This window comes from Microbacterium sp. I2, from assembly GCF_051364985.1.
GTDB lineage: Bacteria > Actinomycetota > Actinomycetes > Actinomycetales > Microbacteriaceae > Microbacterium.
On sequence record NZ_JBLWIH010000013.1, the window covers coordinates 97,029 to 107,883 of the forward strand.

Annotated in this window: 14 protein-coding genes; 2 read left to right on the forward strand and 12 right to left on the reverse strand. The window is 70.0% G+C overall.

The features are described 5' to 3' along the window. Positions 1-2: 2 nt before the first annotated feature. Positions 3-452, reverse strand: a complete 450-nt coding sequence (locus ACLKM7_RS12550; protein WP_436447500.1) for a hypothetical protein — start codon at positions 450-452, stop codon at positions 3-5. A gap of 18 nt (positions 453-470) precedes the next feature. Then, a complete protein-coding gene (locus ACLKM7_RS12555) occupies positions 471-1,046 on the reverse strand; it encodes a GNAT family N-acetyltransferase (RefSeq protein ID WP_436447501.1) in 576 nt (191 codons plus the stop codon). 53 nt (positions 1,047-1,099) lie between these two features. Between ACLKM7_RS12555 and ACLKM7_RS12560 the strand changes: the two genes are divergently transcribed. Beyond that, entirely contained in the window at positions 1,100-1,576 is a 477-nt protein-coding gene (locus ACLKM7_RS12560) for an NUDIX hydrolase (RefSeq protein WP_436447502.1), read from the forward strand. Between the two features lie 23 nt (positions 1,577-1,599). On the opposite strand, the gene ACLKM7_RS12565 is transcribed toward ACLKM7_RS12560, so the two are convergent. From ACLKM7_RS12565 to murC, 9 genes are all read right to left on the reverse strand, one after another. After that, entirely contained in the window at positions 1,600-2,520 is a 921-nt protein-coding gene (locus tag ACLKM7_RS12565; protein ID WP_436447503.1) for an RluA family pseudouridine synthase, read from the reverse strand. Position 2,521: 1 nt separating this feature from the next. Beyond that, complete coding sequence (lspA, locus tag ACLKM7_RS12570) at positions 2,522-3,193, reverse strand: signal peptidase II (RefSeq protein WP_436447504.1); 672 nt, start codon at positions 3,191-3,193, stop codon at positions 2,522-2,524. Positions 3,194-3,196: 3 nt separating this feature from the next. Continuing rightward, positions 3,197-3,790 carry a DivIVA domain-containing protein gene (locus tag ACLKM7_RS12575; protein ID WP_436447505.1) on the reverse strand — a complete coding sequence of 198 codons (594 nt, stop codon included), beginning with the start codon at positions 3,788-3,790 and terminating at the stop codon, positions 3,197-3,199. Positions 3,791-3,919: 129 nt separating this feature from the next. Next, positions 3,920-4,219: a YggT family protein gene (locus tag ACLKM7_RS12580; RefSeq protein WP_168914447.1), complete on the reverse strand. Its 300-nt coding sequence runs from the start codon at positions 4,217-4,219 to the stop codon at positions 3,920-3,922. A gap of 9 nt (positions 4,220-4,228) precedes the next feature. After that, a complete protein-coding gene (locus tag ACLKM7_RS12585) occupies positions 4,229-4,693 on the reverse strand; it encodes a cell division protein SepF (RefSeq protein ID WP_436447530.1) in 465 nt (154 codons plus the stop codon). Between the two features lie 32 nt (positions 4,694-4,725). Next, positions 4,726-5,412, reverse strand: coding sequence for a YggS family pyridoxal phosphate-dependent enzyme (locus tag ACLKM7_RS12590; protein WP_436447506.1), 687 nt, complete (start codon positions 5,410-5,412; stop codon positions 4,726-4,728). A gap of 13 nt (positions 5,413-5,425) precedes the next feature. Further along, entirely contained in the window at positions 5,426-6,580 is a 1,155-nt protein-coding gene (ftsZ, locus tag ACLKM7_RS12595) for a cell division protein FtsZ (RefSeq protein ID WP_168914445.1), read from the reverse strand. Between the two features lie 177 nt (positions 6,581-6,757). Next, complete coding sequence (locus ACLKM7_RS12600; protein WP_436447507.1) at positions 6,758-7,816, reverse strand: FtsQ-type POTRA domain-containing protein; 1,059 nt, start codon at positions 7,814-7,816, stop codon at positions 6,758-6,760. A 6-nt stretch (positions 7,817-7,822) separates the two neighbouring features. Beyond that, on the reverse strand, positions 7,823-9,247 hold the full coding sequence (murC, locus tag ACLKM7_RS12605) for a UDP-N-acetylmuramate--L-alanine ligase (protein WP_436447508.1): 1,425 nt from the start codon (positions 9,245-9,247) through the stop codon (positions 7,823-7,825). A gap of 109 nt (positions 9,248-9,356) precedes the next feature. Between murC and ACLKM7_RS12610 the strand changes: the two genes are divergently transcribed. Further along, on the forward strand, positions 9,357-9,728 hold the full coding sequence (locus ACLKM7_RS12610; protein ID WP_436447509.1) for a GntR family transcriptional regulator: 372 nt from the start codon (positions 9,357-9,359) through the stop codon (positions 9,726-9,728). Positions 9,729-9,730: 2 nt separating this feature from the next. Here ACLKM7_RS12610 and ACLKM7_RS12615 read toward each other — a convergent pair whose 3' ends face one another. After that, the gene (locus ACLKM7_RS12615) at positions 9,731-10,816 is read right to left on the reverse strand and encodes a UDP-N-acetylglucosamine--N-acetylmuramyl-(pentapeptide) pyrophosphoryl-undecaprenol N-acetylglucosamine transferase (RefSeq protein WP_436447510.1); all 1,086 of its coding nucleotides are present in this window, start codon (positions 10,814-10,816) and stop codon (positions 9,731-9,733) included. Positions 10,817-10,855: the final 39 nt, after the last annotated feature.

The following is a 10,855-nucleotide window of genomic DNA, read 5'->3' on the forward strand; positions in this document are numbered from 1 at the left end:
GATCAGAAGTCCTCGTCGAGCGCGTACTGCCGCTGCCATGACTGCGGGCGCTCGATGCCGAGGCCGTACAGGTATCGGATGAGCTGCCCGTGGTGCTGTGTTTCGTGCTCGAGGAGTGCCAGGACGTAGCGCAAGGAGTCGTCGTCGTCCGCGGCGATGCCCGTCACCCATTCGTCGACATCGGCCGCGGTCTGGACGAAAGCGGCGCGCAGGGCTGCAGCATCCGTCGTCTGCTCTTTCGTCACGGGACTGGTGAAACCCTGCCAGTCGCCGGCACGTGCGGCGCGGGGAAAGCTCTCGCGAGCACCCAGCACGCACCACAGCTGATGTCCCACGGTGTCGGAGGGCAGATCGCCGAGGTGAGATCCCAAGTTCCCGGACGTCACCGTGCCGACGAAGTCGAGGTAGAGCGTGTTGGCGAGCTCGAGGCGGCGGCGCAGCAGCTGGTTCACGGTCTCAGGGTAGGGCGCTCACCGCAGCTTGCGCCGCATGAGCACGCGCGGGAAGCCCGACAGCACCGACGTGGTGTCGGCCGCCTTTTCGAAACCCGCCGTCTCGAACAGCCGGCGCGTGCCGACGTAAGCCATCGTGAGATCGACCTTCGCACCGCCGTTGTCGACCGGGTAGCCCTCGATCGCAGGGGCGCCGTTGTCGCGCGCGAACGCGACCGCGCCGTCGATGAGCGAGTGCATCACCCCCTTCTTGCGATGCCCGGGCCGTACCCGGAAGCACCACAGCGACCACACGTCGGCACCGTCGATGTATGGGATCTTGCGGAACGTCGCGAAGTGCGTTCGCGCGCGCGGCGCCACAGCCGCCCACCCGACGACCTCGTCGCCGTCGTAGGCGAGCACGCCGATCGGGTGCTCCTCCTCCGCCATGAGCCGGCGCACCCGGTCAGCGCGTTCAGGCCCCCGCAGCGCATTGGCCTCTTTCGACGGGATGCGGTAACTCAGGCAGAAGCAGACGCTCGACTCGGGATTCTTGGGGCCGATCACGGTGGCGACATCGTCGAACACGGTCGCCGGCCTCACTTCGATCGCCATGCGCCCAGTGTGGCCGCGGCATCCGACATCGTCCAGCATCGTAGGGTGAGGGCATGCCGACCCCGGATTTCGTGCTCGAGTTGCGCCGTGAGATCGGCACCGCCCCGCTCCCCCTGGTCGGGGTCACGGCCATCGTCTTGCACGAGAATCGCGTGCTCCTGGGGCGGCGCAGCGACAACGGCGCAGTCACTCCCATCACGGGCATCGTCGACCCCGGTGAGGAGCCGGCCGACGCCGCGGCGCGAGAGACGCTCGAGGAGGCGGGGGTCGTGTGCCGCGTGGAGCGGCTGGCATGGGTGCACCAGCTCCCCCGGGTCGTCTATCCGCACGGCGACCAGGTCGACTACCTCGACCTGGTGTTCCGCTGCGGGTGGGTGTCGGGCGAGCCGCATCCCGCGGACGGTGAGATGACCGAGGTGGGCTGGTACGACGTCGGCGCTCTGCCGCATCTCGAACTGCCAGACATGCGCCGTCGCATCGAGTTCGCGCTGGCGCCGGAGGGCGTCGCGCGGTTCGAAGGCGGCCGCTGAGCGCCGCCCGCGGACGCTGTGGGTCACTCGCCCCGCAGCACCTCGAGAGCGTGCGCCAGGTCGGCCGGGTAGGGCGAGATGAACGTCACCCACTCCCCCGTCGCCGGGTGCGAGAACGACAGCTCGTGCGCGTGGAGCCACTGACGCGTGAGCCCGAGCTTGGCCGAAAGGGTCGGATCGGCCCCGTAAAGCGGATCGCCGACGCACGGATGCCGGTGCGCGGCCATGTGCACCCGGATCTGGTGCGTGCGGCCCGTCTCGAGATGGATCTCGAGCAGCGATGCCCCGGGAAACGCCTCGAGCGTCTCGTAGTGCGTGATCGAGTCCTTGCCGTCGGGGACGACGGCGAACTTCCAGGAATGGTTCGGATGGCGGCCGATGGGGGCGTCGATGGTGCCGGCCAGCGGATCCGGATGCCCCTGCACGACCGTGTGGTAGACCTTGTCGACTTCGCGCTCCTTGAAGGCCCGCTTGAGTGCGGTGTACGCGCGCTCCGACTTGGCGACCACCATGAGCCCGCTCGTTCCGACGTCGAGGCGGTGCACCACGCCCTGTCGCTCGGCAGCGCCCGTCGTCGCGATGCGATAGCCGGCGGCGGCGAGGGCTCCGAGCACCGTGGGGCCCTCCCAGCCGAGCGACGGGTGCGACGCGACCCCTGAGGGCTTGTCGACCACGACGATGTCGTCGTCGTCGTACACGATGCCCAGATCCGGTACCGCGACCGGCACGATCCGCGGCTCCTCCTTCGGAGCCCAAGAGACGTCGAGCCACGCGCCGCCGCGCAGCTTGTCGGACTTGGCCAGCGTGCGCCCGTCCATCACCACGCCGCCCGCCTCGGCGACGTCGGCCGCGAAGGTGCGTGAGAATCCCAGCATCTTCGCCAGCGCGGCGTCGACCCGCGCGCCGTCGAGGCCGTCGGGGACGGGCAGGCTGCGCGACTCCATGTCAGGCCTTCGGCGCGTCGGTCGTCCCGCCGTCCGCATCGGACGGCGGTGAGGCAGGCTCCGCGGCGACGGCACCGGATGCCTCGGCCCCGGTCGCGTCGTCGGCCGTGGCCTGCGTCGGTCCGTCGCCGGCGCCGGCGCGGCGTTCCCGCGTGCCGTCGAGATGAAGACCCACGAGCACCAGGAGCGCCACCCCGATCATCATCGAGACGATGAAGATGTCGGCGATGTTGTAGATCGCCGGCGACATGCCCGGGAAGAACCACATCCACGGCGTGTTGATGAAGTCGATGACATGGCCGACCGCGAAGCCGGGCTCGCGCAGCAGGCGATCGGTGAGATTGCCCAGCACGCCGCCCAGCAGCAGACCGAGGGCCACGGCCCACAGACGGGACTTCACCCGGGTGGCGGCGAGCCAGACGATCACTCCGGCGACGGCGGCCAAGGCGATCGTGAAGATCCACGTGACACCCTCGCCGAGCGAGAAGGCGGCGCCGGGATTGCGGGTGAGGTAGAAGCTCAAGAAGTCGCCCAGGACCGGGACCGGTTCCTGATAGGGCAGGTTCTGGAGTGCGAGATGCTTCGCGAACTGGTCGGCGGCCAGCACCAGCACCGCGAGGATCGCGATGATGGTGCCGGCCGCCGCCTGACGAAGGGGAGGTCGGCCTGTCAAGGCCTAGAGGCCGATGGCCGACACCGGCTGCTGGCCGGACGTCGTCGCGGTCGTCTCGAGGTCGCGCAGCTTGCCCTCGATGTAGCTGCGCAGCTGTGCGCGGTAGTCACGCTCGAAGTTGCGCAGCTCGGAGATGCGGCCTTCGAGCGACGTGCGCTCACGCTCGAGCTTCGAGAGCTCTTCGCGGCCACGGGTCTCGGCCTCGGACACGATCGAGGCGGCCTGGGCCTTGGCATCGGCGATCAGCTGGTCGCGCTGGGCGATGCCCTCGGCCACGTGCTCGTCGTGCAGGCGCTGGGCCAGCTCGATGATGCCCGCGCTCGCGGCGGGAGCGGTGGCACCCGTCGTGGCAGCCGGCGCCGGCGCCGGCGCCTCGGCGATGACCGGAGCCGGAGCAGGCTCGGCGGCCGGCGCGGGAGTCGCACCCGACTCATACGCCGCCAGCTTGGCCTTCAGCTCCTCGTTCTCGGCGATCGTCTTGCGCCATTCGACCACGATCTCGTCGAGGAAGTCGTCGACCTCGTCCGGGTCGAAGCCCTCCTTGAAACGCACGTGCTGAAATTGCTTGGTGACGACGTCATCGGGGGTCAATGCCATGGTGATTCCTCTTTCGAGCGTCTGGTCGCTGGCCGATGTCGGGGCCGCCGGCTGGCGGCCGGCGGTATCAGGCAAGCATAGTCGTGGCGTTAGAGAGTGTCGAAGGAGCAGAGCTCGACGACGGACCGATCAGGCCGCGATGGCCCGCGTGACGCTGAGCAGGATGAAGCACAGCAGCATCGTCAGCGCGAAACCGAAGTCGATCGCGATGGCGCCGACCCGCAGCGGCGGTATGAAGCGCCGGAAGAGCTTGATCGGCGGGTCGGTGAGCGTGTAGATGATCTCGGCAGCGACGAGCCCCGCGCCACGTGGGCGCCACTCGCGGTTGAAGAACGGGATCCAGTCGAGGATCAGCCGCGCGAGCAGTACGAAGACATACAGGAGCAGCGCGAGGTTGAGAATCGATGCGATGAGTTGGACGACAGCCACGTAGCCAGGTTACGGCTGCGCGAAGGGCACGGATTCCGGATCGGCGTGCGCGACGCCTCCGTCGCCCGAAACTGCGACGTTCTCGGGCGAGAGCAGGAACACCTTGCTCGTGACGCGCTCGATGCGGCCGTAGAGTCCGAGCGACAGCCCGCTGGCGAAGTCGATCAGGCGGCGCGCATCTGCGTCGCTCATCTGCGAGAGGTTGATGATGACGGGGATGCCCTCGCGGAAGTTCTCGGCGATCACCTGTGCGTCGCGATACTGCTTCGGGTGCACCGTGAGGATCTCACTCACCGTCTGCGGTGCGGGCTGACGCACCACGGTGGGCCGGTGGATGGGCGTCACCGGGGCAGCGGGCTTGTCGACGACCTGCTCCGGCTTGCGGCCGCGCGGTTGGGGAGCGGGCTCCTCGTAGACCTCTTCCTCGTCGGCGAGGCCCAGGTACACCATGGTCTTCTTGAGCGGGTTCGACATCGCATCCTCCGTAGTGCTCATCTGTTCCGAGGTTAACCGTGATCCGGCCGCGGGCCCGTGATTGCCGACCCGATCCGCAGGTGTGTCGCGCCTGCCGCGATCGCCTCGGCGAAGTCGGCGGTCATTCCGGCTGAGATCCAGTCGGCGTCCGGAACGACCCGGCGCACCGTTTCAGCACAGCCCCGCAGCCGCTCGAACGCCGGCGCAGGCGGCTCGTCGAGCGGCGCCACCGCCATGACTCCGCGCACGCGCAACGATGGGAGCGCGGCCACGTGCGCGGCGAGTGGCTCGAGGTCACCCGGCGCCACTCCGCCTCGTCCCACGTCGTCGGTGAGATTCACCTGCAGCAGCACGTCCAACACCGGTTCGCCCGGCTCGGCGGCGGCGTGCAGGGCGTCGGCGAGCCGCGACCGGTCGACGGAATGGACGACGGATGCCGCGGCCCGGATGGCGCGAGCCTTGTTGGTCTGCGCCTGCCCGATGAAGTGCCAGCGCAGGCCGTCCAGCGCCGCGGCCTCCGCCGACTTGCGACTGAGCTCCTGCTGGCGGTTCTCCCCCATGTCGCGCACGCCGAGCCGGTACAGCTGCTCGACGAGCGCGACGGGGTGGAACTTCGTCACCACGATGCGCGTCAGCTCGGACGGGTCGCGACCGGCCGCGTGTGCGGCATCCGCGATCCGTTCGTCGACCTCGGCGAGGCGGGCGGCGAGATCGGCCATGTGGCTGACGTGCTTACTTCAGGAAGTCGGGGATGTCGAGGTCGTCGTCACCGAACGCCGAGTCGTACGACGTCTCGGACATGGCGCCCACCGACACCGGCACGGCCGGAGCGACCGGCTCGACCTCGCGGTCTTTCGCGGCGTCGTCGGCCGTCGTCGACGGCAGAGCGGGCGCGGTCTGCACGCGCGAGGCCGTGATCGGCTCGATGCGCTGCTGGGGCTCTCCGCCGTCGAAGCCGGCGGCGATCACCGTCACCCGCACCTCATCGCCGAGGGTGTCGTCGATGACCGTTCCGAAGATGATGTTCGCCTCGGGGTGCGCCGCTTCCTTGACCAGCTGCGCGGCATCGTTGATCTCGAAGATGCCGAGGTTCGACCCGCCCTGGATGGACAGCAGCACGCCGTGCGCACCTTCGATGGACGCCTCCAGCAGGGGCGATTCCACGGCGAGCTCGGCGGCTTTGATCGCACGATCCGCGCCGCGCGCGGATCCGATCCCCATGAGCGCGGATCCCGCACCTTGCATGACCGACTTGACGTCGGCGAAGTCGAGGTTGATCAGACCCGGGGTCGTGATGAGGTCGGTGATGCCCTGCACACCGGCGAGGAGCACCTGGTCGGCCGTGGCGAACGCCTCGATCATCGAGATGCCACGGTCGCTGATCTCGAGCAGACGGTCGTTCGGGACGACGATGAGGGTGTCGACTTCTTCCTTCAGTCGACCCACACCGGTCTCGGCCTGCTGCTGCCGCCGACGGCCCTCGAACGAGAAGGGCTTGGTCACGACACCGATCGTGAGTGCTCCGATCGACTTCGCGATCTTCGCGACGACGGGCGCGCCGCCCGTGCCGGTTCCACCGCCCTCGCCCGCGGTGACGAAGACCATGTCGGCACCTCGCAGCGCCTCTTCGATCTCTTCCGCGTGGTCTTCGGCCGCGCGGCGGCCGACTTCGGGATCGGCTCCTGCGCCAAGTCCGCGCGTCAGCTCGCGGCCGACGTCGAGCTTGACGTCGGCGTCGCTCATCAGCAGCGCCTGGGCGTCGGTGTTGATCGCGATGAACTCGACACCGCGCAGGCCGAGCTCGATCATGCGGTTGACGGCGTTCACGCCGCCCCCGCCGACACCGACCACCTTGATGACGGCGAGGTAGTTCTGGTTCTGGCTCATGCCGGCCTCCGTAGCCCTGGACCTGTCTAACCTTCAACCTCTAGTAGAGGTAGAAAGAATTGCCCGGTATGCAATTCCTGTTGTGACGAAAGTATGCGGATGCCGCGCATGCGGCCGGACCCGGACGGCGTGTCGCGCCAACCCGGTGTCAACAGCACCTTGCCGGACCGTCGGAGGTCATCGGATGACGATGGCGTCAGGTGACGAGACGTCGTAGCTGATGACGCCCGCCGGCGGGCGCGAGATCATCGCCCGAGCCAGGACGAGCGCCTTCGTCGCCGATTCCTCGGCGCTCCCCCACACCACCTGTGCGTTGGACTCGCCGAGCGAGAGCGTGACGTCGTCGGGCGTCGTCGCCGACACCGCGGTCACCTGCACACGCAGCTCCTCTGGCAGCGACCTCATCACCTGGCCCGCGGCCGCGAACGCGTCGGAGTCCACGCCGCCGGTGATCGACAGCACGGGCGTGCCGGGACTGGGCTGGGCCAAGGTGGAGAGCGCGACACCGGCCGCGTCGACGAGGGTGTATCCGGCGCGCGTCTCGACCAGGCCGATCGGCGTACGCTCGACGATTCGCACCACGAGGTCATGCGGGGGGCGCGCCTCGAGCGTGTACGACTCCACGAGAGGGAACGCGACGAGCTCCGCCTTCACGGCGCTCTCGTCCACGAGGGGCAGCGGCGTGCCGACCTGACCCACGAGCGCCTCGGAGATCTCGGCAGCATCGAGCTGCTCGGCACCGACCACGACCACGCGCTCCACCGCGAACAGCGGGCTGTAGGCCGCGCCGATCGTCGCCAAAGCAAGGATCACGACGGATGCCGCGGCGCCGAGCCACAGCGCACGGCGACGCCGCTGGCGCACGGTGAAGCGACGGACCTCTGCGCGCAGCGCCTTCCGTCGTGCGCGCGAAGCGCGCCAGACGTCACGGAATCCGACGTAGCTCGCGGGTGCGTCCGCGGTGCCGTCCACGGGCTCGCGCTCGGCGCCGGGCAGCGGCAGAGGCCCCCCGAGCGGGATGACGGGTGCGGTCTCGCCGTCGCCGGCGTCGCCGAGCGGAGCCGAGCCCGGGCGGCGTGCAGGGTCGGCGACCGGGTCGGAGGCATGCGCAGGGGCGGCAGCATCCGCCGTCGACTCGTCGCGCGAAGGCCGGGCGTCCCGACGGCCGCGAGTCGGGGCATCCGTCTGCTCTTCCTCACGCGCGGGCGGTTGCGGCAGCGGTGACGGACGGCGCATGCGGCGCTACTCCCCCGTTGCCGAGCTCGTGGGCGGCGCCGTGCGGCCGAGGGCCTGAAGCACCTGCGGGATGATCAGGTTGACGTTGCCGCAGCCGAGCGTGATGACGTAGTCCCCCTCGCGGGCGACGGTCGCGGTGTAGTCGGCGGCCTGCTGCCAGTCCGGGACGAAGCGGACGTGTGACGGATCCGCGAAGGCGGCGCTGACGAGCTCGCCGGTGACACCAGGCACTGGATCCTCACGGGCCCCGTACACGTCGAGCATGACCGTGTGATCCGCGTACTGCTCCAGCACGTGGGCGAACTCGCGGTACATCTCCTGCGTGCGCGAGTAGGTGTGCGGCTGCTGGATGGCGATGATGCGTCCGTCGCCGACCACCGTCCGCGCCGCGGCGAGGGCGGCGGCGACCTCAGTGGGGTGATGCGCGTAGTCGTCGTAGACGGCGACGCCGCGCTCGACCCCGTGCAGTTCGAAGCGGCGGACCGTGCCGGCGAAGCCCTCGACGGCGCGCACGGCAGGTTCGAGCCCGTGCCCGAGCGTCAGCAGGACGGCGACGGCACCGGCGGCGTTGATCGCGTTGTGCGCTCCCGGAACCGGCAGCCGAGCCTCGACGGTGGCGCCGTCATAGCTGAGGCGGAACGAGACCGGACCGTCGGTGACGATGTCGGTCACGCGCACGGTCGCGTCCTCGGACTCGCCGAAGGTGATGACGCGCGGGTGGGTCAGCTGCGAGGCGACGATCTTCGCGCCCGGGTCGTCGGACGAGATCACGACAGCCTCGCGCCCCTCGTTCGCGAAGCGGGCGAACGCCGCGTAGAACGCGTCGGCGGAGCCCCAGTGGTCGAGATGGTCGGGGTCGACGTTCGTGACGAGAGCGATCGACGTGTCGTAGAGCAGGAAGGTGCCGTCGGACTCGTCGGCCTCGATGACGACCAGGTCGTCCGATCCGCTCGCACTCGAGACGCCGAGCTGGGAGATGACACCGCCGTTGACGAAGGTCGGGTCCGCGCCCAGGTCGCGCAGGGCCGTGACGATCATGCCGGTGGACGTGGTCTTGCCGTGGGCGCCCGCGACCGAGACGAGCCGCCGCCCGCCGATCAGCCAATACAGGGCCTGCGACCGGTGGATCACGTGGAGCCCGCGCTCCTTCGCGAGCAGGAACTCCGGATTCTCGGGCCAGATGGCGCCGGTGTGCACGACGGTGTCGACGTCGTCGGCGAGATTCGCGGCGTCATGGCCGACGTACACGGTCGCGCCGAGTGCCTCGAGCTCGCGCAGGCCGGGACTGTCGGCTCGGTCGGAGCCCGAGACGCGGATGCCGCGCTCGAGGAACATGCGAGCCAGCCCCGACATGCCGGAGCCGCCGATTCCGATGAAGTGGGCGGCCTCGATGTTCTCGGGGATGGGAAGGCTCAGGTCGGGTCTGATCATGACCGTCCAATCCTAAGTTGGCCTCCGGCCCCTCGGCCCCCGGCGCGCTGGGTGCACGATGCGCGACAGTTTGTATTGACACATTGAGGTCGGGTCGAGAGGATGAGGTGTGATGGTCATCGATCCCTCGTCCCACGTTCCCCCGTTCGAGCAGCTGCGTGCCCAGGTGGTGGACGAGGTCGCCTCGGGCGCACTGGCCGCGGGCGAGCGGCTGCCCACGGTGCGGCGGCTGGCCGAAGACCTCGGCGTCGCGCCCGGCACGGTCGCCCGTGCGTATCGCGAGCTCGAGGCATCCGGGATCATCGAGACCCGCGGACGCAACGGCACCTTCGTATCGTTCCACGGCGACCCCGCCCACCAGCAGGCCCAGCGCGCGGCGGCGGCGTTCGCCGAGCAGGTGCGCGCACTGCGGCTCGACACCGACGAAGCCCTCGCCCTCGTGGCGGCGGCGCTGCGCACCAGCGGCACGGCGCCGGCCTGACGCTACGGCGCCAGCGCCTCGTCGATCATCGCGACGACGTTCTCGGTGCCGTTGCGGGTGCCGACGGATGCCGCGGCTGCGGCCATCGCGGCACGCCGGGTCTCATCGGCCAGCAGCGGCACCACTTCGGACCGCACGCGGTCGCCTGTGAACCCGGCATCCGGGATCAGCACCGCCGCCCCGGCACGCACGGCGGACGCGGCGTTGAGGGCCTGCTCGCCGTTGCCGACGGCGTATGGGACATAGATCGCGGGGATGCCGAGGGCGCTGATCTCGCTGACGGTCGCCGAGCCCGCACGCGAGACGATGAAGTCCGCGAGGGCGAACGCGAGATCCATCCGGTCGACGTACCGGACCACCGCGTATCCGTCGTGGCCGGGGTCGGCGAGATCGGACCGCTCCCCCGTGACGTGGAGCAGCTGCCAGCCGGCGTCGATGACGTCCCGCCACCCTCCGCCGTACCCGTCGCCGAACGCCTCATTCAGGCGCTGGGCACCAAGCGATCCGCCGAAGACGAGCAGCACGGGTCGTGCCGCGTCGAGGCCGAAATGGGCGGCGGCCTGGCGGCGTAGAGCACCACGGTCGAGGTCGACGATCTCGCGCCGGAGCGGCATGCCGACGACGCGGGACCCCTTGAGCGGCGTCCCCTCGAACGCGACGCCGGCACCGGCCGCCCAGCGCGCACCGAGCACGTTGGCAAGACCTGGACGGGCGTTGGCCTCGTGCACGACGAACGGCACGCGGGCGCGCCGCGCCGCGACGTAGGCGGGGGCGGAGGCATAGCCGCCGAAGCCGACGACGACGTCGACCCGCCGGGTGGCGATGTACTCGCGCACCTGCGCGACGGCCCGCCGGAACCGCGCCGGGAACGCGACTGCCGCGCGGTTCGGCCGTCTCGGAAACGGAAGCTTGTCGACGAAGAGCAGTTCGTAGCCGCGCTCGGGCACGAGCCGCGACTCGAGTCCCTCCCGGGTGCCGAGCACGAGCACTTCGGCGTCGGGCTCCCGCGCGCGGAGGGCGTCGGCGACGGCCAGCAGCGGGTTGACGTGCCCGGCGGTGCCGCCGCCGGCCAGAAGGTAGGTCGTCATCCGCACGATTCTCCCACGGGCACGTCCACTCGCCGTGCC